We start from the raw sequence: 21099 nt of genomic DNA on the forward strand, positions 1-21099 counted from the left end.
CCGTTCAAACTGGATCCCGATGCCGGACGACAGAAGCAACGTCGAAAACAGACCTTCCCCCGACGCGCTGCTCGAGCATGCCGAGCGCGAGGGCCGCGGGCGTCTGCGCATCTTCCTGGGCGCGGCACCGGGCGTCGGCAAAACCTATGAAATGCTGATGTCGGGACGCGCCAGGCTGGCCGACGGCATCGATGTGGTGATCGGCGTTGTCGAGACACACGGACGCAAGGAAACGCTGGCCCTGGTCGAGGGCTACGAGATCATTCCCCGGCGGCCGGTCGAATACAAGGGGCGCACTCTCGACGAGATGGACATAGATGCCATCCTGGCACGCCGCCCGGCACTGGTCCTGGTCGACGAACTCGCCCACACAAACGCGCCCGGCAGCCGCCACCCCAAGCGCTATCTCGACGTGCAGGAAATCCTGGCGCGCGGCATCGACGTCTACACGACGCTCAACATCCAGCATGTCGAAAGCCTGAACGACGTCGTCGCCCAGATCACGCGGGTCAGGGTGCGCGAAACGGTTCCCGATTCCATCATCGACCAGGCCGACGATGTCGAAATCATCGATCTGACGCCCGACGACCTGATCAAGCGGCTGGAGGAAGGCAAGGTCTATTTTCCCAATACCGCCCAGCGCGCCATCGAGAACTATTTCTCGCCAGGCAATCTGACGGCGCTGCGCGAGCTGGCGCTACGCCGCACCGCCCAGCGTGTCGACGAACAACTGCTCAACCACATGCAGTCCCATGCCATCCAGGGCCCATGGGCGGCGGGGGAAAGGGTGCTCGTTTGCCTGGACGCGCGTCCGGGCGGGGCGGCGCGCGTGCGCTATGCGCGCAGGCTGGCCGACCGGCTCCGCGCCCCATGGACGGCGCTTCATGTCGACACGCCTCGTTCGGCCGCCATGTCGGAGGAAGAGAAGGACAGGCTGGCGACCCATCTGCGCCTTGCCGAGCAGCTCGGCGCCGAGGTGACGACCATTCCGGGCCAGAACGTCGCGCAGGACATCGTTCGCCATGCGACGGCAAACAATTTCACCCATATCGTGGTCGGCAGGCCGACCCGGTCGCGCTGGCGGGAATTGATCGAGGGCTCGCTCACCTATGATTTGATCCGCAATGCCGGCGACATCAGCGTCCATGTCATTTCGGGAACCGAGCGCGATACCGACGCAGCATCGAGAAAGGTCAGGACGGCCGCCGAGCAGCGGCCGTTCCAGATATGGCCATATCTGTTCGCCACGGCCTATGTCGCGGGCTCGCTGGCCGTCGGCACGGTTCTCGATCAGTTCCTCGACGTGCGCAATCTGGCGATCGTGCTCTTGCTGGCGGTGCTGACATCGGCGGTGACATTCGGACTGTGGCCGGCCCTGTACGCCTGTTTCCTGAGCGCCCTTGCCTTCAACTACTTCTTCCTCGAGCCGCGCTACACGCTGACGATCAGGGATCCTGAGAGCATCGTTGCGTTTGCCGTCTTCCTTGTCGTTGCCGTCATCGCCAGCAACCTGACGGCGCGCGTGCAGCGCCAGGCTGCCGCCGCCCGCTCACGGGCACGGGCAACGGAGGATATCTACCTGTTCTCCAAGAAGCTTGCCGGCGCCAGCTCGCTCGACGACGTCCTGTGGGTCACGGCCTTCCAGATCGCCTCCATGCTGAAATTGCGGGTCGTGCTGCTTTTGCCCGAAAACGGCGCCATCACCGTCAAGGCGGGCTATCCGCCCGACGACACGCTGGCCGAGGCCGATATCGCCGCGGCCCGCTGGGCCTGGGAGCACGACCGCGCCGCCGGCCGCGGCGCCGATACGCTGCCCGGTGCGAAGCGGCTCTATCTGCCGCTGCGCACCGGACGCACGGCGGTCGGCGTGGTCGGCCTCGACAACGATAAGCAGGGTCCGCTGCTGACGCCCGAGCAGCAGCGGCTGCTCGACGCGCTGGCCGACCAGGCAGCGGTCGCCATCGAGCGCATCCAGCTCGTCGCCGATGTTGACCGTGCCAAGCTCGCGGCCGAAGCCGACAGGCTGCGCTCGGCGCTGCTTACCTCCATCTCTCATGATCTAAAGACGCCGCTCGCCGCCATCATGGGTGCGGCCGGCACTCTCAGGGAGTTCGCACCTGATCTGCCCGAGCAGGACCGGACGGAGCTATTGTCGACGGTGGTCGACGAAGCGGAACGGCTGAACCGCTTCATCGCCAATCTGCTCGACATGACCAAGATCGAGTCCGGTGCGATGGAGCCTAACTATGCGCTGCACTATGTCGGCGACGTCGTCGGCACCGCACTCGACCGCGCCCGCAAGATCACCAGCGAGCACAAGATCGAGGTCGACATTCCACCCGACCTGCCGATGCTGAAGCTCGACCCGGTGCTGTTCGAGCAGGTCCTGTTCAACCTGCTCGACAATGCATCGAAATATTCGCCGCCCGGTTCGACGATCCGCCTGCAGGGCTGGACCGACATCGGCTCTGTCGTGCTTCAGATCATGGATGAGGGATTGGGCATCCCTCCGCAGGATCTTGAGCGCGTGTTCGACACTTTCTACCGGGTGCGCAAGGGCGACCAGGTGCGCGCCGGCACCGGGCTCGGCCTATCGATCTGCCGCGGCTTCATCGAGGCAATGGGCGGCACGATCTCGGCCGCCAACCGGACCGACCGTTCGGGTGCTGCCTTCACCATCAGGATGCCGGTGCCGGCGGAACTGTCCGGCAATCGTATCGGCTCCAGCGCGGATCAGCCTCGATGACCAATTCGAACGTCAGGATACTGGTCGTCGATGACGAGCCGCCGATCCGCAAGTTGCTCCGGGTCGGCCTCGCCAGTCAGGGCTACGCCGTCAGCGAGGCGCCGAACGCCAAAGCGGCTATCGAGCTGATGGCGCAGGACAAACCGGATCTCGTGCTGCTCGACCTTGGCCTGCCCGGCATGAGCGGCCATGAACTGCTGCGCAAATGGCGCGACGACGGCTTCGACATGCCGGTGGTCATTCTCTCCAGCCGCACCGACGAATCCGGCATCGTCGACGCGCTCGAACTCGGCGCCGACGATTACATCACCAAGCCGTTCGGAATGAACGAGCTGGTGGCGCGAATCCGCGTGGCACTGCGGCACAGATTCCAGCAGCAGGGCGAGAGGCCGGTGTTCCAAACCGGCGATCTTTCCGTCGACCTGGTCAAGCGCATCGTCAAGGTCGAGGGCAAGGAGGTGAAGCTGTCGCCCAAGGAATACGACATTCTGCGCATTCTCGTGCAGTATGCGGGCAAGGTTCTCACGCACCAGTTCCTGCTGAAGCAGGTGTGGAACGATTCGACCGACGTGCAGTATCTGCGGGTCTATGTCCGGCAGTTGCGGCAGAAGATCGAGAAGACGCCGGACCAGCCGCGCTACATCACCACCGAGACCGGCGTCGGCTACCGCCTGCGAGAGGTCGAATGAGCGTTGCCTGGCCGATCAGCTGACAGCCTCCGGTAGCCGGCTCGTGGCCGTCGACGTCCGCAACGCCGCCAGGCAGCCGACCATGCCGAGCGGCACGAAGGCGAGGAACAGCCAGGTTGCCACATCAGCCGCCGCGTCCTGGTTCAGGCCTTGCGAAAAGCCGCTGGCATTGGCGACGATGCCAGCAAGGGCGGCACCCACCGCATAGCCGATACGCTGCATGGTCGGCACCGCGGCCGAGGCGATGGTCTGCTCATCTCCCGGCGCGGAGGCCACGATGACGCGCGTCAGAAACGGCCAGGCAACGCCGAAGCCGCCACCCTGCAAAAGGGCGCATACCAGGATCAGCGGAATCGAGCCTTGCGGGATGGTGTAGGCGAAACCAGCGAGGCCGGCTGCGATCATCAGGGCCCCGATGACGATGATCAATCTCTCACGCTCCTGCGGCGCGTTGGAGACAAGGATCGACAGGATCGACCAGGCGATCGATTCGGCGGCGATGATGTAGCCGGTGGTCAGGAGCGGGACGTGGTGCAGCGTGGTCAGAAGCAGCGGGCCGTAGATGGCAAAGGAACAGGTCGCCACCGAGAAGGCGGCGACCATGGTCATGCCGCTGCCGACCGGCGTGCGCCATGAGAACAGCCGCGAGGGGAAAAGCCGAGATCTCGGCCTCAGCGCATCGATACGGAAGAACAGCACAAGGCCGACCAGGCCGAGCACCATCAGCACCGACGAGCGCAGCAGAGCGATGTCAACGCCCGCCGAGGCGATCAGCACGACGGCGACGGCAAGGCAGCCAAGCGCTATGAACGGGAAGGGTGGTGCCTTGCCCGCGCCGGCACTAGGCCTCGTCGCTTCCGGCGTGTCGAGCACGACGAAACTCGCCAGCGCCATCGCCGCACCGCCGAACACGAAGATGCCGAAGGCCCAGCGCCATGACAGAAGCTCTGTCATGATCGCGCCAAGCATCGGCCCGCTGAAGGCGGCGACGCCCCAGATCGCCGACATGATGCCGAAAAGCTGCGGCCAGATGGCACGCGGAAACAGCCGCTCCACCGACACGAAAGCCAGCGACACCAGCGCGCCGCCGCCCAGGCCCTCGATCAGGCGCCCGGCCAGGAACAATTGCATCGAGGGCGCGGTGGCGCAGATCAGCGCGCCGGCCGCGTAGAGCAGGGCCGCGACCACCATGTTGGTGCGCAGCGCCACATAGCTGACCAGCCGTCCGGCCGCGGCACCGGCGACGATGGCGCCCAGTTCGTAGATCGCCAGCGACCAGCCGACGAGCTGCACGCCCGCCAGTTCGCCGATCATGGCAGGCATGACCGTCGCCACCATCGTCTCGTTGGTGGCGTGCAGCAGGATGCCGAGGCTGATGAAGCAGAAGCGCGCGAGATCGCCGCTCGCCCACAATGCGCGCCAGTCAACCCTGTTTGTGCTGATGTCGGTCACTTCGGTCCCTCGAATTTTCATATCCCGATGCAAACGCGTGGCGCCAGGAGCCAGCTCGGGGGTCCGGCAGGACCACGGTCGGATGGGTTTGTAGAACCTCAACCAAGCTTGAGCTCAAGCGATTTTTTTGGACATGTTCGTGATGCCCGCGTCCCTGGCCCACCGGCATCGCCGGCCGATCAGTTCTCCGTGCTGCGCAGCTGGAACTGGCTGACACCGATGGCGAAATTGATGCCGGTCTGGGTCTGCAGGCTGAGCGGCTGCAAGGTGAAGGCCTGCGAGGAGCCGCCGACCAGCAGATTGGCACCGGCGCCCACGGTTGCCGTCCCTCGGCGCTGGCGCCGACATAGTCGCCGGCCAATGCGCCCGGCGCGTAGATGTTCTTCAGCGGCGTCAGCACCAGCCATCGCATCACCGCCTGCTTGGTCGTGTCGATGTCCAGGCCGTATTTGTTGACGGCGCCGAATAGGCTTCCGGCACGAAAGTCTTGTCGGCAGGGGTGAAGGTGCAGCTCAGATCCTTGCTCGAGCCGAAGATGAAGCCGGTGCCGCCCGATATGGCGCATTCAAGCGTGCCGAGCTCGATGCCCTGGTCGTGTGCCTGGGCCAAGGCGGGGCTAGCGATGGCAACGATGGCAGCAAGGATCATTTTGCGTGTCATGGCCCCTCGTGCATTCGCAGCAGCCATCTTCGAGGAGCAGATGACGCTGCTTCGCGAGCGAAGGGAAGATGAGGTCGTCACCGGATGCAAGGTCAGTGCACGGGGTCCGGTCGGTGATCGTCGGGCTTTGGCCGGCAACCGTCTATGGCGGGATGTATCGTCCACTGGTTCTGAGGCTCCTGCTGGGATGCGACGGTCAATGGCGATCCTGCCGTCTCAACGGCTTCACACCAGCGGGCGGGGCTGCCGTCGGGAACCGGAGATTCGTTCCAGCTGCCGTTCCAGGTGCCGATCTTCTGACAGTGCTTGATGGGATGGATTTCGTTCCAGCCGTCATGTGCCGAATCGTAGACCCACGTTCCCTTGACGAACAGGATGTCCGCGCCGCGGCGCGTCGGATCGTTGACGTGAAGATCGCCGAGATTCTCGTCGAGATCCGTCGGATTGGCTGTGTCGAGCAGGCCGACTATGCCGCCGACGATGACGATGACCGCCGCGATGAGCGACAGGACCGCGCAGGCGATCCAGCCGAAGAAGGGAATGGCGCAAGCAACCGCGGCGGCCGTGGCGACTGGAATTGCGGCAAGGCAGGCTATCATGAGGTCGTAGACGCCGGCCCCTTCGAACTCGCAATGCAGCACCGCGGTCGGGTCGTCATTGGCCCATTGGCGCGCTTCCTGACCTTTCCAGTCGAGGCCCGCGCCCTGGATCGCAGGCGTGTTGGCGATCAGGCGTCCAAACGGCGCTATCTTTTCGGCCGTTGCCTGGTTGGTGAATTCGACGACATTGCCCGGCACCAGATTGAGACTGTAGTCGGTGTCGAACCGGTCCAGGCCCGACTTCTCCTCCGGCGGATCGACCTTGAGCAGCCAGCCCACCGCGCATTCGTCGCCACCGAGACAGATCAGCCGGTCGTAGAGCCACCAGCGGCAATAGGCCAATATGGCCGCAAGCGCCACCAGCATGGCGGCCGGTCCGGGAAGGGCGCCCACAAGGATGAGCGGCAAAGCGACCACGGCCGCGGCAATGATCATCTGCCCGTATTGTTTGCCGTGGTGATTTCCGACCGATACGCATCTGGTGTAGTGCCGATAAGCCATGGCGACCCCCTATCGCTCGACATAGAGCGTCACGCCGCCGGCGAGGCCGCGGGCCGAGAAAGCATGAACGTTGATTGCCTTGCGGCCGGTGAAACCGGCTGGCGGTTCAATATTGACAGTGACGGGGATTTCCTCACCCGGGGCAAGGTCCGCTTGTGCGGGCTCGAACGTGACAAGCCAGCCGGCGGGCAAAGGATGCGATTGACGGGTGTGGCCGGCAGGCACTGCCGCGATGGTGCCGGGGAAGGTGCGCAAGGGCCGGCGACGCGGCCTCGGGCGAGGGCGCGGCTCACAGACCGGCAATTCAGGAAGGGAATAGGCATCGGCCTCAAGACGAAATCCCATCCTCTCCCGCTCGCCATTGCGCAGGCGAAATTCAAATCTTGCGGGCGAATGGACGACACCGACGGTGGTGTTGTCCTGGCCTAGGTTGTTGTTCGGGTTCGCATCGTCGAGCCAGTCGAGCAGGACCTGGATGCAATAGTGACCGGGCGCTGCCGGAGTTCGCCATTTGACCGACGCGAAAGCCGGATGGTTGGCCCCGCCCTTGACGCCGAGATCGGTCCTGGTCTCATCGATCCAATGCGACACCGTGCCGATGCCGAAACTCAGATAGGAGAATTTCACCGGCAGATCGACGACCGGGGCCTCGGTCGAGTTGTTCCAGATACGGGCGACGATTTCATATTCGGTGTCGGGCGCCAGCATATGTGGTGCGACAGGATTGCCGCCGCTTCGGATCTCGATGTCGGGGTTGTCCCAGGTGACGGCGAGGCCCTGGCCCATCAAATAATACTGCGCGTAGATCAGGGGATCCGGCCGTTTGTAGGCGGGGTCGCTGATCTTGACGCAACGTTGCGGCCCGCTTCGGTCCAACCGATCGGGGAGCTTCATTCTTTCGCAGAGCAATCTGGCGAGGGCGCAGATCCGGGCAGCGATCTGGCGCAGGTTCGATGGCCACTCGGTGAACGCGTCGGCGAGCGCGTTCAGGAAATCCAGTATTTTGGGGAGCGGGTTCATGGCCAGTCCGCGGCCATTTCGTCAACGTCGCTGTCGACGCATGAAAAACCAGACAGCGGCAATCAAGAATGGTGCGAGTATCAGAAGAAGTTCGAAGGACCCCGACCCGCCATCGGGCGAAAATCCGAATAACTGCTCGATGAAATCCATCACGGCCTCCGGCAGCTGCAACAAAATTGCATTCGACGATGTCTTTACATCTGCCGGAGCTCGCGCGCATTTTCGCGCAGAGCCAGCAACATTTCCGGTTGGTAGCACAGAACGAGCAAGTCTTCCATCGGCAATAATTTCGTTCTGCTAGCTTGGCCTGGTCACAGCAGTTCGCAAATGCAAAGCGCGCGGCGGAACCAAGTCCACCGCGCGCTATTTTGATCGTCGCGCGTTTGCCGTCCGCGCCGAGAAGATCAACGTGCCGTTACTTGAGAGAGTGGATCAGCTCAAGCGAGGTCACGGCAACGGCCAGGTTGACGCCGGTCTGTGCCTGGACGCTGAGCGGCTCCAACATGAAGGCGCTGTCGAAGCCGCCGACCAGCAGATTGGCGCCGCCGCCGGTCACGACGCTCGCCTCGGCATTGACGCCGTAATAGCTGCCGGCAAGGTCGCCCGCGTCGCGGTCACGGGTCGCGGCAAACACGGCCCAGGCGAGCTGGCCCTGGTGCGTCTTGCCAACATCGACGCCGAGCTTGGAGATGACGCCGGTGTAAATCTCGGCCGGACCGTGATGATAGGGGCGGAAGACGCAGGACACGCCCTTGTTGGACGTCACGATATAGCCGGTGCCGCCATCGATGGTGCAGTCGAGCGTGCCGAGTTGCAGCCTGCCGGCGCTTGCCGGTGCAACAGCGAACATGGTCGTGGCGAGCGCAGCGGCGCAGACGAGTTTCTTGATCATGGGAGGTCCTTTCGCAAATTGCATCAAAGTAACGGCTGGCTGGCCAGACCGTTCCGCTGAAACCTTGGCGCGAACAAGGCAGGCGATCACGGCCTGCAGCGGGGGTTAACGCGCGGTTGCCGGATTGATGGCGATCTGCAGCGATGCGTGTCCTTTTGGACACGCATCGGACGCGTAGGCTTGGCCGGCATTGCCTGATCGCGTCAGCTGACGCGGGCGAGGCCGTCCTTGGCAGGCTGGTAGGTGGGATCGAGCCGAACGGCTTCGCGGTAAGACTTGGCCGCCTTGGCCTTGTCCCCACGCCGCTCATAGATCAGCGCCTGGTTGGACCAGGCCTCGGCGTTCTTGCCGTCGAGCTTGATGGCCATGTTGAAATCGGAGAAGGCATTGTCCTCGTCATTGGTGGCGAGGTAGGAAAGGCCGCGGCCGTTGTATGGCTCGGCGGCGTCCGGGGCCAGCGAGATGGCGGTCGAGAAATCCTCGATGGCGAATTTGTGCTGGCCCTGGCTCTGATAGATCAGGCCGCGATTGTGATAGGCGCGGGCATCGGTCGTGTCGAGCTGGATCGCCTTCTGGAAGTCGTTGAAGGCTTCCTGGGTGCGGCCGGCCTTGCGGTAGAGATTGCCGCGGCCGATATAGGCGGCATCGTAGTTGCCGTTGATCTGGATCGAGCGGTTGTAGTCCGCCAGCGCTGCTTCCTGATTGCCGAGGAAGCGCTGGATGAGCGCACGGTTCGAATAGGCCTGGTAAAAATTCGGGTTAAGCTGGATGGCCTGGTTGAAATCCTTGAGCGCCGCCTGATACTGGCCGCCCCGGCCATAGGCCGAGCCGCGCACATTGTAGCCTTCAGGATCCTGCGGATTGCGCTGAATCACCGCCGACAGCGAGGAGATATTCTCGCTCGACCCTTGCGCCTTGTCGATGTTGTTGAACTCGCCGGTCGGGCCTGAGGTCTGGCAGCCGGCAAGCATCAATCCGGAAAGCAGGGCTGTCGCCAGGGCAAAGCCACGAAATGTGGTTTTGCTCTCCACGCTGATTGCGTTCATGTCTGCCCTGTCCTCACTTGCCGCGTCATTCAGGTCCGGATCCCCCCTCCGGGCCGGGTCATATCAAAATAAAAAGGTGGCGGCGATTCCGCATCGCGCCACCTCTGGTATCCTTCGAAAAGGACGAAATATTGGCGCTGGTCAGCGCGGCGGACGCGCTGCACCGGCTGCACCGCCGGCAGCCACTGGACGCGGCGTCATCGGCAGCAGGCCTTCGCGCTGGGCGCGCTTGCGGGCCAGCTTGCGGGCGCGGCGTACGGCTTCAGCCTTTTCACGGGCTCGCTTCTCGGAAGGCTTCTCGTAGTGACCGCGCATCTTCATTTCGCGGAAGATGCCTTCGCGCTGCATCTTCTTCTTGAGAGCGCGAAGCGCCTGATCAACATTGTTGTCGCGGACGAGTACCTGCACGGGCAATCCTGTCTTTCGGGTTTGATATCAACAGGCAAGCGGCCATAGCCACTAGCCTCCGCGGCGATTTACACCACGAATTGTGGCGGCTGATAGCAGAATCACGCCGCGCTGTCCACAGCCGAAATGAAGGGAGGCGGCCAAATCGCCCGGCGGTCGCTCACAAGATAGGCAGCCAACTACGCGGTGGCCAGATGCAACCGCTCAAAATCCTCGAAGAATTCGCCATAATCGCAGGTTATCTCTTCGCCCGCCGCTATGTCGCGGGTCGCGGTTGCCCCGCCATACTGCGAAAAGTCGGTGTTCGGTGTCGCCGAATGGTTCATGAAGCGGCCATTGTCGACCTCATAGACCATGAAGCCCGGCCGGTCGGGGCTGGGATAGGCATAGCGGTCGAGCAGTTCCCTCAGATGCGAGGGTGCCGCCTGGTATTTTTCCAGCGGGATCAGCCGGTCGAAATCCGGGTCGAGCCGCCAGATCGAGGCGCCTTTCCTGATCGGCTCGGCGGCGAACACGCCGACGCCCTCGATTGCGCTTTGGGCGACATAGGTTCTGATCAGCAGCATGGTTCCGGCCCGTTTCCAAGGGGAGAACGGAATCGCCAATTCGAGCCCAAATGCAAGCCCGGATTGCGACATCGCGGCCGCGTCGATCCGTATGGCGTCGGCAAAACCGTTCACGTCCGGCTGATCGACACGCCGCCGTCGGCGAACAGCGCCGTTCCGGTGGTGAAGCTCGATGCGTCGGAGGCAAGATAAAGCGCCGAGCGGGCGATCTCTTCCGGTTCCGCGACACGCTTCAAGGCATGCAGGCTTTCCACGAAAGCGCGCGACTCGGGTGTCTTGAAGGTGGCGGCCGGCGTGTCGGTGCCGCCCGGCAGCAGTGCGTTGACGCGCAACCCCTTCGGCCCGTACTCGGCGGCCAGCACTTGCGTCAGGCCGATGAGGCCGGCCTTGGCCGCGGCATAGGCGGCCATGCCTGGCATGCCGGCGGTATAGCCGACGAAGCTGGAGGTGAAGACCAGCGATCCGCCGCCGCGCTCCAGCATCGCCGGAATCTGATGCCTGGCGGCCAGATAGGCGCTGGTCAGATTGGTATCCATCGTGTCGTGCCACGACGCCGGCGGCAGGTCCGGCAGCGGCGCCATCATGCCGACAGCGCCGGCATTGTTGAATGCAATGTCGAGACCACCGAAGCTGCCGGTCGCGAGATCGACCAGCGCCTTCGCATAGGCTTCGTCCCTGACGTCGCCGGCAAGAGCGATCGCAGTTCCGCCGGTCTCCACGATCCCCTCGACAAGCCTATCGAGCTCGGCCTGACGGCGCGCGGCGGCGACGATCTTGGCTCCTTCCTCGGCAAAGAGCTTTGCAGTGGCGTGGCCGATGCCGGAACTGGCGCCGGTGACGATGGCGATCTTGTTGGCGAGTGCGAGCATGTTTCTGTCATCCTTCCGCTAAGCCGGCCTTGCCGGCGGTTGGATGCGTCGTCGCAAATGAGCATGGCCTCAGCCACCCGAAAGCTGCGAACGCTGCCGATTTTCCTTAGCTTCGCACGCGGCGGCCGGTTGCGGCGCAAAACGGCAAGCGCCGTCGCAAACAGCGCAAGGGTGGCAGCGCTGTTTCGCTAGTGATACACCTCGCGCGCCGGGGAAATTGCTAGCCCGGCCGCAAATCCGCGAGACTTTGGCGCGAGGCTGGAACGTGAAGAAATACTCTGTATTCGCCATCGCGCGTGAGGCCATGCGCGGCCACAAGGGCTGGGAGGAGCAATGGTCCTCGCCGGAGCCGAAGAAGGAATACGACGTCGTCATCGTGGGCGCCGGCGGCCATGGCCTGGCCACCGCCTACTATCTCGCCACCGTGCACGGCATCACCAATGTCGCGGTGCTGGAGAAGGGCTGGCTGGGCGGCGGCAATACCGGCCGCAACACCACCATCATCCGCTCCAACTATCTCTATGACGAGAGCGCCGGTATCTACGACCATGCGCTGAAATTGTGGGACGGGCTCAGCCAGGAGCTCAATTACAACGTCATGTATTCGGCGCGCGGCGTCATGATGCTGGCGCACAATGTGCACGACATCCAGGTGCTGAAGCGCCATGTCCACGCCAACCGACTGAACGGCATCGACAATGAATGGCTGACGCCGGAGCAGGCGAAGGAATTCTGCCCGCCGCTCAACATTTCCAGGGATGCGCGCTACCCGGTCGTCGGTGCTGCCTTGCAGCGGCGCGGCGGCACGGCGCGCCATGACGCGGTCGCCTGGGGCTATGCGCGCGCCGCCTCGGCGCGGGGCGTGCACATCATTCAGAATTGCGAGGTCACCGGCGTCAAGCGTGCGGCCAACGGCGCGGTGACCGGCGTCGAAACGACGCGCGGCTTCATCGGCGCCAAGAAGGTCGGCGTCGTCGCCGCCGGGCACTCCTCGGTCATCATGAACATGGCCGGCGTGCGCATGCCGCTGGAAAGCTACCCGCTGCAGGCGCTGGTGTCGGAGCCGGTCAAGCCTGTCGTTCCCTGCGTGGTGATGTCGAACACGGTGCATGCCTATATCTCGCAGTCCGACAAGGGCGAATTGGTGATCGGCGCGGGCACCGACCAGTACGTCTCCTATTCGCAAACCGGCGGCCTGCACATATTGCAGCATACGCTCGACGCCATTTGCGAGATGTTCCCGATCTTCACGCGCATGAAGATGCTGCGTTCCTGGGGCGGTATCGTCGACGTGACGCCCGACCGCTCGCCGATCCTGGCCAAGACGCCGGTGCCCGGCCTCTACGTCAATTGCGGCTGGGGCACGGGCGGCTTCAAGGCGACGCCCGGCTCCGGCCATGTCTTTGCCCACACCATCGCCAGGGATGATCCGCATCCGATCAACGCGCCCTTCACCATCGAGCGCTTCCGCACCGGCCGCCTCATCGACGAGGCAGCGGCGGCGGCGGTGGCGCACTGACGATGACTGAGCTGTAGGAACGAACAAGAATGCTTCTCATCCGCTGCCCCTATTGCGAGGAAGAGCGTCCGGAACTCGAGTTCCGGAACGCCGGCGAGGCGCATATCGCGCGCTCGTCGAACATGTCAGGCGAGAGCGACCACGATTTCGAAAAATTCTTCTTCATCCGCTCGAACCCCAAAGGCATCATCTACGAGCGCTGGCGGCACATGCATGGCTGTGCGCGCTTCTTCAACGCCGTGCGCGACACCGTCACCGACAAGTTCGTCATGACCTACAAGGCCGGCGAGCCGAAGCCTTCCAAGCTGCCCAAAAACTCCAGCGAAGTGGTTGCCAAATGAGCGGCGCGTTCCGCATACCGAGCGCCGGCCGCCTGAGCCAGGCCAAGACCGCCCGCTTCAGCTTCGACGGCCAGTCCTATACCGGCATCGAAGGCGATACGCTGGCTTCGGCGCTGCTGGCCAATGGCGTGCACCTGGTCGGCCGCTCGTTCAAATATCACCGGCCGCGGGGCGTGCTGTCGGCAGGCGCGGAGGAGCCCAACGCGCTGGTGCAGATCGTGCGCGACGACGCGCGCAAGACGCCGAATGTGCGCGCGACCGTGCAGGAGCTCTATGACGGGCTCGCGGCCAACTCGCAGAACCGCTGGCCCTCGCTGTCCTTCGACGTCAGCGCGGTCAACGATCTGGCGTCGCCGCTGTTTTCGGCCGGCTTCTATTACAAGACCTTCATGTGGCCGAAGGCGGCCTGGAAGAGCCTCTACGAACCCAAGATCCGCGAAGCCGCCGGGCTTGGCGTGTCTCCCGACAGGCCGGATCCCGACCATTATTCGTCGCGTTACGCTCATTGCGACGTGCTGGTGCTGGGCGGCGGCGCGGCCGGCATCGCGGCGGCGCTGGCAGCGGCTGAAACCGGCGTGCGCGTCATTCTGGCCGATGAGCAGGCCGAATTCGGCGGCAGCCTGCGCTTCGAGAGCGGCGCGAAGATCGACGGCCAGGGCGGCTTTGCCTGGGCGCAGGCGGCGATCGCCAGGCTGAAAGGCATGGACAATGTCCGCGTGCAGTCGCGCACGACTGCGTTCGGCTACTACGCACAGAACTTCGTCGGCCTGGTCGAACGGGTCAGCGACCATCTGCAAGATCCCGGCCACGACCTGCCGCGCGAGCGGCTGTGGCAAGTGCGCGCCAGGCGCGTGGTGCTGGCTTCGGGGGCCATCGAGCGCCACATGGTGTTCGCCAACAACGACCGGCCGGGCATCATGCTGGCCTCGGCCGCGCGCACCTACCTCAATCACTATGGCGTCGCGGTGGGCAAAAATGTCGGCGTCTACACCGCCAATGATTCCGCTTACGCGGCGGCGATCGACCTGAAGAAGGCCGGCGTCAACATCGCGGCTATCGTCGATCTGCGCGACAACCCGACCGGGCCGGTGATCGACGAAGCAAGGACGCTCGGCATCGAGATCAATTTCGGCCGCGCGGTGATCCGGGCCGGCGGCAAACTGCGCGTCTCGTCGATGACCGTGCAGCCGAAGAATGGCGGCGGCGAGCGCACCATTGCGGCCGATGCGATCCTGATGTCGGCCGGCTGGACGCCGTCGGTGCACCTGTTCTCGCAGTCGCGCGGCAAGGTCGCCTTCAATGACGAAACCAAGCGCTTCGTGCCCGGCACCTATGCACAGGACTGCATCTCTGTCGGCGCCTGCAACGGCACGGACGGCCTGTCGGCGACCCTCGACGAGGCCTATGCGGCAGGAGCCAAGGCGGCAAAGGACGCCGGCGCGAAGGCCGCCAAGGGTACAAAGCCCAAAGTCGACGCCTCGGAAAGCTGGTCGCGCGGCATGCTGGGCGCCGCCCCGGGCGCCGGTCCGGATACGACGGTGAAAGCCTTCGTCGATTTCCAGAACGACGTCACCGCCAAGGACATCCGCCAGGCGGTACATGAGGGCATGCGGTCGATCGAGCACGTCAAGCGCTTCACCACCAACGGCATGGCGACCGACCAGGGCAAGACCTCGAACATGCACGGCCTGGCGATTGCCGCCGAGACGCTTGGCAAGCCGATCCCCGAGGTGGGCCTCACCACGTTCCGCGCCCCCTATACGCCGGTGACCTTCGGCGCCATCGTCAGCCATGCGCGCGGCCCGCTGTTCGACCCGACACGCAAGACGGCGATCCATCCCTGGGCCGAGGCGCAAGGCGCGGTGTTCGAGGATGTCGGGCAGTGGAAACGCGCCTGGTACTTCCCCAAGGCAGGCGAGGACATGCATGCAGCGGTCGACCGCGAGTGCGTCGCCGTTCGAAACACGGCCGGCCTGTTCGACGCCTCGACGCTGGGCAAGATCGAGGTGGTCGGCCCCGATGCGGCCAAGTTCATGGAGCTGCTCTACACCAATCCCTGGGAAAAGCTGGAGCCCGGCCGCTGCCGCTACGGCATCATGCTGCGCGAGGACGGCTTCATCTATGATGATGGCGTCGTCGGCAGGCTGGCGCTAGACCGTTTCCATGTGACGACGACGACGGGCGGCGCGCCGCGCGTCATGAACCATATGGAGGACTATCTCCAGACCGAGTTCCCGCATCTCAATGTCTGGCTGACGTCGATCACCGAGCAATGGGCTGTTATCGCCGTGCAGGGGCCGAAATCGCGCGACATCATCGCGCCGCTGGTCGAAGGCATCGACATGTCGGACGAGGCGCTGCCGCATATGTCGGTGCGCGAGGGCAAGATATGCGGCGTGCCGACAAGGTTGTTTCGCATGTCGTTCACCGGCGAGCGCGGCTTCGAGGTCAATGTGCCGGCGGACTACGGCCAGGCCGTCTGGGAAGCGCTGTGGGCCGAGGGCCAGAAGCATGGCGCCACAGCCTACGGCACCGAGGCGATGCACGTGCTGCGCGCCGAGAAGGGCTACATCATCGTCGGCCAGGATACCGACGGCACAGTGACGCCCAACGATGCCGGGCTCGACTGGGCGGTCGGCAAGAAGAAGACCGATTTCGTCGGCATCCGCGGCATGACTCGGCCGGACCTGGTCGCCAAGGGCCGCAAGCAGCTGGTCGGCCTCAAGACCAAGGATCCCAAGGTGGTGCTGGAAGAAGGCGCGCAGATCGTCGAGGATCCCAGGCAGGCGATCCCGATGAAGATGATCGGCCATGTCACATCGAGCTATTGGTCGCAGAATTGCGGCCGCTCGATCGCTCTGGCGCTGGTCGCCGGCGGCCGCGCACGCATGGGCGACACGCTCTACGTGCCGATGCCGAGCGGGACGATCGAAGTGGAGGTTTCCGGCATGGTGTTCTTCGACGAGACGGGAGGCCGCCTCAATGGCTAAGGCTGCGGCAAAGAAAGCGGCTCCGGCCGCATCACCTGCGGTCGAGCGCCGTCCGGCGGTCGCTGGGCGCAGCATCTCCGCGACAGGCGCCAAGGTCGAGGTGCTGCCGCCTGCCGAGCGTATCTCGCTGCGCGCGCCGGAGGCTTCGCTTGCCGCCTTGTCGAAGGCGCTCGGCGTGACCTTGCCGAAAAAGCCGAAGACGTCCGTGTCGAAGGGCGGGCGCACCGCGCTGTGGCTTGGACCGGATGAGTGGATGATCATCGACGAGGCCGGAAACGACCCGCTCGCCGATTGTGCAAAGATTTCCGCCCTGCATTCCGCTGTCGGCATCTCGCATCGCAACGTCGCGATATCGGTCGCTGGTCCGGCCGCGGCCGCGGCAATCAATTCGGGCTGCCCGCAGGATCTTTCGCCCGAAGCCTTCCCGGTGGGTGCCGCCTCGCGCACCATTCTCGGCAAGGCCGAGATCGTTCTGCTGCGCACGGCGCAAGACGCCTTCCGGGTCGAGTGCTGGCGTTCCTTCTCGGATTATGTCTTTACTTTCCTCTCCGAGGGAGCACGCGACGCGGCGGCCTGACCCGGCAACGTGTGCCGCCTGCGTCCGTTCGCGGCAACAGGTCGAGGGAGAATGCCGATGCCATCGAAGTCCACGCCGAAGTCGCCCGGCAAAAGCTCGGCCGTGCGCTCCCTGGAGCATGAGCGGCATCACGGTGCCGACGCCGAAGAGGAACTCGAGGAAGGCCTCGAGGACACGTTCCCGGCCAGCGATCCGGTGTCTATCACCGGGACGGCTATCCCTGGCGCCCCCGCAAGACCCGGCAAAGCCAAGACCGTTCCCGGACGCAAGCGTCGCTGATTTCCCCAGTTTCGGTTGAGAGTCATCTTCCCAAGACAACGCCAGGTGAGATATTCAAAGCGCTTTGGGAGATCGTAAAATGCCGGTAAAAGCCGTCGTCTGGGGCGAGAACGTCCACGAGCAGACCAATGCCGCCGTGCGCGGCCTCTATCCCCTGGGCATGCATGGGACCATTGCAGCCGCGCTCAACCAGGATAAGGGCATCGAAGCGACCACCGCCACCTTGCAGGAACCGGAGCACGGCTTGAGCGAAGGCCGGCTGGCTGCCACCGATGTCCTGCTCTGGTGGGGCCATGCCGCCCATGGCGAGGTCAAGGACGAGATCGTCGAGCGCGTGCAGAAACGGGTCTGGGAAGGCATGGGTCTGATCGTGCTCCATTCCGGACACTACTCGAAGATCTTCAAGCGGCTGATGGGCACGCCTTGTTCGCTGAAATGGCGCGAGGCGGGCGAGCGCGAGCGCGTCTGGGCCATCAACCGCGGCCATCCGATCGCGCAGGGCATCGGCGAGTGCCTGGAGATCGGCGAGACGGAGATGTATGGCGAGCCCTTCGCGGTGCCGGAGCCGATGGAGACGGTGTTCGTCTCCTGGTACGAAGGCGGCGAAGTCTTCCGGTCGGGGCTGACTTATCAGCGCGGCGCCGGACGGATCTTCTATTTCTCGCCCGGCCACGAGACCTACCCGATCTACCACAATGAAGGCGTGCAGCAGGTGCTGCGCAACGCCGTGCATTGGGCGCACAATCCCGCACCCGCATGGTCCGGTATCACCAACGCGCCGAACGTGCCGACAGACCAGGCCAAGGAGAAGATCGTCCAGAAAGGCCTGCGCCTGCATGCCGACGGCGACAAGGGCTTGAGCTAAGGGCTGAGTTGATGGCGCACCGCCTCCTTCTGCTCGGCACCGGTGGCATTGCCGGACATCACGTCGAGGAGTTCGCCGGGATTCCTGGCTGCACGATCGTCGCCTGCGTCGACCAGGTGCCGGGTCGCGCGGCGACGTTCGCCGCCGCCAACCAGATCAGCCACTCTTTCGAGAGCCTGGAGGCGGCGATTGGCTGGGGCGCGTTCGACGCCGCCATCAACGCGACGCCGGACGGCGTGCACAAGGCCACGACGCTGGCGCTACTTGCCCGAGGAAAACACGTCTTCTGCGAAAAGCCGCTCGCGCCGAACCATGCCGATGCGCTCGCAATGACGGAAGCGGCCGAGGCGGCCGGGGTCGTCAACATGGTCAACCTGACCTACCGCAACTCACCGGCGATTCACGAAGCGCGACGCATGGTGCAGGCCGGCGAGATCGGCGCATTGCGGCATGTCGAGGCGAGTTACAAACAGAGCTGGCTGGTCAGCAAGTCATGGGGCGACTGGCGGGTCGAGGACAAATGGCTTTGGCGCCTGTCCAACCGGCACGGCTCGACGGGCGTGCTCGGCGATGTCGGTATCCACATTCTGGATTTCGCAAGCTATGGCGCCGACCAGGACATCGCCACCCTGCACGCCGATCTGGTGACGTTTCCCAAGGCCGAAGGCGATCGGATCGGCGATTATGTGCTTGATGCCAACGACAGTGTCGCGATGACGGCGCGGTTCAAATCCGGAGCGCTGGCCACGATCGTCGCCAGCCGCTACATGACTGGCCACACCAACGACCTGTCGCTGGCCATGCATGGCACCAGGGGCGCCATCAAGGTCGAGACCGACGGCAAGGTTTCGCACCTGTCGGCCTGCCTGGGCGTGGACATCGATCAGCCGCGTTGGCGGACTCTGGCGCCGCCGGACGTCAAGCGTAACGCGCTGCGTTTTGCCGAAGCGCTCGATACGGGAAGGAACGGCGATCCATCCTTCCGTCGCGCCGCCGACATGCAGAGGCTGATCGACGCGGCCTTCGAGAGTTCGTCGGCCAGGCTGCCGGTCACGATCGCCTGAGAACGTTCTGGCCGGCTTTTTGCCGGCCGGACGCGATTCCCGCACTCTCAGAACGCGCTCGGCACGATCCAGGGATTGATGCTGATGCCGAGCCGCGGGCCCTTGCCTTCAGCCGTGTTTTCCGTGGAAGCCTTCTTCTCGACCGAGCCGGTCGAGGCGCAATCGAGCTTCACATTGGTCCTGGTGTCGACGCAGGTCGCGGCGTGCACGTGCTTGACCGGGTGGGTCGTGTTGGCCGCAAAGGCCGAGCCCGAAAGTGCCAGCACGGCGGCGAGGGTGAGGAGGGTCTTTTTCATTGTCGGTCTCCGGGTTCGATGGGCGATTTATTTTCGTACATGTACGGTATTCCGTACAAATACGCCCACCGATCGCGAAGTTCAAGCCAGAATCGTACGCGTACGGAAATTTTTTGTTAACCAAGAAAATCCGCCCCGCTTGGCACGTTAAACGCGGAGCGGCGATGAAGCGTGGAAACGCAAGGAGATATCGATCAGCAGTTGACCGGTGTCTCGGTCAGCGGGGGCACGTTCTGCGTGCTGAGCGTGGCAAGAGTGAAATCGCACATCCGTTTCACGAAAGCCTGCGGATCACCGAAGGGGTAAAAGGGGAAGGTGATCAGCAGCGAAATGGTGCCGTGGCCGACCGCCCACAGCATGGTGGCGATGGCGCGCGGATCGCCCTGCAACTTCCCCGCGGCGACGCAGGCCTCGACCCTGCTGATCAGCACCTTCATCGCCGGGTTGCTTTCTTCCATGTCCTCGTAGCTCCGGCCTGCCGGCAGCTTGGTCTTTTCGGTCATGAAGACGGTGCGGTATTCATTGGGATTGCCAAGCCCGAACGCGGCGTATTCCGTCATCACCGCTTGCAGCGCCTCGATCGGATCGTCGGAAGGATGCTCCTCGATGCGCCGGGCAAGCGTCTCGAACGCATCCTCGGCCAGCGCGAACAATATGTCCTGCTTGTCGGCGAAATAGGAATAGACCGACATCGGCGCGTAGCCGACGCGCTTGGCCAGCTTGCGGATGGTCAGCCCCTCATAGCCTTCCTCCTGCACGAGCTTGTGCGCGGCCTCGACAAGTTCGGAACGCTGTTCGGCCTTTTGTTTCTCTCGGCGTGTCTGGGCACTCACCGGCAATGTCGCCTGCCTCTGCTGGTTGGGGGCCAACTGAATTATATACGCTGTACGGAAACGGACAAGAGCGCGGCAGGTTCCCAAGCGGCAAGGCGTCAGATCGCACCGACGCCGCCGTCGACTGCCAGCGCGTGGCCGGTCATGAAGGAGTTGGCGGGATCGGCCGCGAACAGGATGACGGTGGTGATCTCATCCACTTCGGCCACCCTCCTCATCGGCACGCCGCGCGTCAGTTCGGCCAGGGCGTCGGCCTCCGGCGCGCCGGAGACGCGCACGAAACTGTCGACCATCGCCGTTCTCGTGTGCGCCGGACAGACCGCGTTTATGCGCAGGCCCTTGCTGGCGTATTCAATTGCCGCCGACCGGGTCAGCCCGACCACGCCGTGCTTGGCGGCAGCATAGATCGAAAGCTTAGGCGCGCCACCCAGTCCGGCGGCGGAGGCGGTGTTGACGATGGCGCCGCCCTTGCCGTCCGCCTTGAACTGCCGCTCCATCTGCGGGATCTGGTGCTTCATGGCATAGAAGACGCCGAGCAGGTCGATTTCGATCACGCGGCGCGCCTCCTCCGAGGCGACCTGCGGCAAGCGCACGAAACTCTGCACGATGCCGGCATTGTTGACCGCGACATCCAGCCGGCCGAATCTTTCAACCGCCAGCGCCACCAGCGCCTGAGACAGCGCCTCGTCGGCGATGTTGCCGGCCAGGATCGCCGTCTCGGCATCGAGCGTTTCGGCAAAGCTCCTCAAGGTTACTTCATCCAGGTCGGAGAGAACCAGCCGCGCGCCTTCGGCGGCAAAACCTTTGGCGGCGCCGCGGCCAAGCCCGCCCGCGGCACCCGTGATCAACACCGTTTTTCCGTCGAAGCGGCCCATCGATCACTCCTT

General features: G+C 64.2%; 20 protein-coding genes and 1 pseudogene. 9 read left to right on the forward strand and 12 right to left on the reverse strand.

The window, feature by feature from the left end:
* The first annotated feature begins 19 nt into the window (after positions 1-19).
* Both LB551_RS11135 and LB551_RS11140 read left to right on the forward strand, forming a co-directional pair.
* The gene (locus tag LB551_RS11135) at positions 20-2746 is read left to right on the forward strand and encodes a sensor histidine kinase (RefSeq protein ID WP_224659192.1); all 2727 of its coding nucleotides are present in this window, start codon (positions 20-22) and stop codon (positions 2744-2746) included.
* Positions 2743-3435, forward strand: a complete 693-nt coding sequence (locus LB551_RS11140) for a response regulator transcription factor (protein WP_224659193.1) — start codon at positions 2743-2745, stop codon at positions 3433-3435. Before LB551_RS11135 ends, LB551_RS11140 begins: the two co-directional genes overlap by 4 nt.
* A gap of 15 nt (positions 3436-3450) precedes the next feature.
* On the opposite strand, the gene LB551_RS11145 is transcribed toward LB551_RS11140, so the two are convergent.
* The 9 genes and pseudogenes from LB551_RS11145 to LB551_RS11185 form a co-directional block, all read right to left on the reverse strand.
* Positions 3451-4887, reverse strand: coding sequence for an MFS transporter (locus LB551_RS11145; RefSeq protein ID WP_224659194.1), 1437 nt, complete (start codon positions 4885-4887; stop codon positions 3451-3453).
* Positions 4888-5066: 179 nt separating this feature from the next.
* Positions 5067-5547: pseudogene (locus tag LB551_RS11150) on the reverse strand (DUF992 domain-containing protein).
* Positions 5548-5639: 92 nt separating this feature from the next.
* On the reverse strand, positions 5640-6647 hold the full coding sequence (locus tag LB551_RS11155; RefSeq protein WP_224659195.1) for a hypothetical protein: 1008 nt from the start codon (positions 6645-6647) through the stop codon (positions 5640-5642).
* A gap of 9 nt (positions 6648-6656) precedes the next feature.
* On the reverse strand, positions 6657-7667 hold the full coding sequence (locus LB551_RS11160; protein ID WP_224659196.1) for a hypothetical protein: 1011 nt from the start codon (positions 7665-7667) through the stop codon (positions 6657-6659).
* Positions 7668-8082: 415 nt separating this feature from the next.
* Positions 8083-8559, reverse strand: coding sequence for a DUF992 domain-containing protein (locus LB551_RS11165; RefSeq protein WP_140549556.1), 477 nt, complete (start codon positions 8557-8559; stop codon positions 8083-8085).
* 203 nt (positions 8560-8762) lie between these two features.
* Positions 8763-9605 carry a tetratricopeptide repeat protein gene (locus LB551_RS11170; RefSeq protein ID WP_140496334.1) on the reverse strand — a complete coding sequence of 281 codons (843 nt, stop codon included), beginning with the start codon at positions 9603-9605 and terminating at the stop codon, positions 8763-8765.
* A 141-nt stretch (positions 9606-9746) separates the two neighbouring features.
* Positions 9747-10013, reverse strand: a complete 267-nt coding sequence (rpsU, locus tag LB551_RS11175; protein WP_010911429.1) for a 30S ribosomal protein S21 — start codon at positions 10011-10013, stop codon at positions 9747-9749.
* Between the two features lie 179 nt (positions 10014-10192).
* Positions 10193-10579, reverse strand: coding sequence for an SET domain-containing protein (locus LB551_RS11180; protein ID WP_140549557.1), 387 nt, complete (start codon positions 10577-10579; stop codon positions 10193-10195).
* Positions 10580-10689: 110 nt separating this feature from the next.
* On the reverse strand, positions 10690-11448 hold the full coding sequence (locus LB551_RS11185; protein ID WP_224659197.1) for an SDR family oxidoreductase: 759 nt from the start codon (positions 11446-11448) through the stop codon (positions 10690-10692).
* Positions 11449-11713: 265 nt separating this feature from the next.
* Here LB551_RS11185 and LB551_RS11190 point away from each other — a divergent pair, with 265 nt between their 5' ends.
* From LB551_RS11190 to LB551_RS11220, 7 genes are all read left to right on the forward strand, one after another.
* The gene (locus tag LB551_RS11190; protein WP_224659198.1) at positions 11714-12967 is read left to right on the forward strand and encodes a sarcosine oxidase subunit beta; all 1254 of its coding nucleotides are present in this window, start codon (positions 11714-11716) and stop codon (positions 12965-12967) included.
* Positions 12968-12996: 29 nt separating this feature from the next.
* Complete coding sequence (locus tag LB551_RS11195) at positions 12997-13308, forward strand: sarcosine oxidase subunit delta (RefSeq protein WP_224659199.1); 312 nt, start codon at positions 12997-12999, stop codon at positions 13306-13308.
* Complete coding sequence (locus tag LB551_RS11200; protein WP_224659200.1) at positions 13305-16298, forward strand: sarcosine oxidase subunit alpha; 2994 nt, start codon at positions 13305-13307, stop codon at positions 16296-16298. The genes LB551_RS11195 and LB551_RS11200 overlap by 4 nt, the downstream gene beginning before the upstream one ends.
* The gene (locus LB551_RS11205) at positions 16291-16875 is read left to right on the forward strand and encodes a sarcosine oxidase subunit gamma (RefSeq protein ID WP_224659201.1); all 585 of its coding nucleotides are present in this window, start codon (positions 16291-16293) and stop codon (positions 16873-16875) included. Before LB551_RS11200 ends, LB551_RS11205 begins: the two co-directional genes overlap by 8 nt.
* A 57-nt stretch (positions 16876-16932) precedes the next feature.
* Positions 16933-17154, forward strand: coding sequence for a hypothetical protein (locus LB551_RS11210; RefSeq protein WP_140549563.1), 222 nt, complete (start codon positions 16933-16935; stop codon positions 17152-17154).
* A 79-nt stretch (positions 17155-17233) separates the two neighbouring features.
* Positions 17234-18019 carry a ThuA domain-containing protein gene (locus LB551_RS11215; RefSeq protein WP_224659202.1) on the forward strand — a complete coding sequence of 262 codons (786 nt, stop codon included), beginning with the start codon at positions 17234-17236 and terminating at the stop codon, positions 18017-18019.
* Positions 18020-18030: 11 nt separating this feature from the next.
* Entirely contained in the window at positions 18031-19083 is a 1053-nt protein-coding gene (locus LB551_RS11220) for a Gfo/Idh/MocA family protein (RefSeq protein ID WP_224659203.1), read from the forward strand.
* Positions 19084-19130: 47 nt separating this feature from the next.
* Here the strand turns inward: LB551_RS11220 and LB551_RS11225 are convergent, their stop codons facing one another.
* From LB551_RS11225 to LB551_RS11235, 3 genes are all read right to left on the reverse strand, one after another.
* Positions 19131-19379: a DUF680 domain-containing protein gene (locus LB551_RS11225; RefSeq protein ID WP_224623997.1), complete on the reverse strand. Its 249-nt coding sequence runs from the start codon at positions 19377-19379 to the stop codon at positions 19131-19133.
* 194 nt (positions 19380-19573) lie between these two features.
* Positions 19574-20218, reverse strand: a complete 645-nt coding sequence (locus LB551_RS11230; protein ID WP_140496323.1) for a TetR/AcrR family transcriptional regulator — start codon at positions 20216-20218, stop codon at positions 19574-19576.
* 92 nt (positions 20219-20310) lie between these two features.
* Positions 20311-21087: an SDR family oxidoreductase gene (locus LB551_RS11235; protein WP_224623996.1), complete on the reverse strand. Its 777-nt coding sequence runs from the start codon at positions 21085-21087 to the stop codon at positions 20311-20313.
* Between the last annotated feature and the right edge of the window lie 12 nt (positions 21088-21099).

The organism is Mesorhizobium sp. BR1-1-2 (assembly GCF_020165435.1).
Classification (GTDB): domain Bacteria; phylum Pseudomonadota; class Alphaproteobacteria; order Rhizobiales; family Rhizobiaceae; genus Mesorhizobium.

Bases quoted from the DNA above. Each gene is read 5' to 3' on its own strand.
- LB551_RS11180 (WP_140549557.1), bottom strand. From the start codon at position 10,579: ATGCTGCTGATCAGAACCTATGTCGCCCAAAGCGCAATCGAGGGCGTC.
- LB551_RS11195 (WP_224659199.1), top strand. From the start codon at position 12,997: ATGCTTCTCATCCGCTGCCCCTATTGCGAGGAAGAGCGTCCGGAACTC.
- LB551_RS11170 (WP_140496334.1), bottom strand. From the start codon at position 9,605: ATGAACGCAATCAGCGTGGAGAGCAAAACCACATTTCGTGGCTTTGCC.
- LB551_RS11215 (WP_224659202.1), top strand. From the start codon at position 17,234: ATGCCGGTAAAAGCCGTCGTCTGGGGCGAGAACGTCCACGAGCAGACC.
- LB551_RS11200 (WP_224659200.1), top strand. From the start codon at position 13,305: ATGAGCGGCGCGTTCCGCATACCGAGCGCCGGCCGCCTGAGCCAGGCC.
- LB551_RS11140 (WP_224659193.1), top strand. From the start codon at position 2,743: ATGACCAATTCGAACGTCAGGATACTGGTCGTCGATGACGAGCCGCCG.
- LB551_RS11185 (WP_224659197.1), bottom strand. From the start codon at position 11,448: ATGCTCGCACTCGCCAACAAGATCGCCATCGTCACCGGCGCCAGTTCC.
- LB551_RS11235 (WP_224623996.1), bottom strand. From the start codon at position 21,087: ATGGGCCGCTTCGACGGAAAAACGGTGTTGATCACGGGTGCCGCGGGC.
- LB551_RS11155 (WP_224659195.1), bottom strand. From the start codon at position 6,647: ATGGCTTATCGGCACTACACCAGATGCGTATCGGTCGGAAATCACCAC.
- LB551_RS11210 (WP_140549563.1), top strand. From the start codon at position 16,933: ATGCCATCGAAGTCCACGCCGAAGTCGCCCGGCAAAAGCTCGGCCGTG.
- LB551_RS11165 (WP_140549556.1), bottom strand. From the start codon at position 8,559: ATGATCAAGAAACTCGTCTGCGCCGCTGCGCTCGCCACGACCATGTTC.
- LB551_RS11135 (WP_224659192.1), top strand. From the start codon at position 20: ATGCCGGACGACAGAAGCAACGTCGAAAACAGACCTTCCCCCGACGCG.
- LB551_RS11160 (WP_224659196.1), bottom strand. From the start codon at position 7,667: ATGAACCCGCTCCCCAAAATACTGGATTTCCTGAACGCGCTCGCCGAC.
- LB551_RS11205 (WP_224659201.1), top strand. From the start codon at position 16,291: ATGGCTAAGGCTGCGGCAAAGAAAGCGGCTCCGGCCGCATCACCTGCG.
- LB551_RS11220 (WP_224659203.1), top strand. From the start codon at position 18,031: ATGGCGCACCGCCTCCTTCTGCTCGGCACCGGTGGCATTGCCGGACAT.
- LB551_RS11225 (WP_224623997.1), bottom strand. From the start codon at position 19,379: ATGAAAAAGACCCTCCTCACCCTCGCCGCCGTGCTGGCACTTTCGGGC.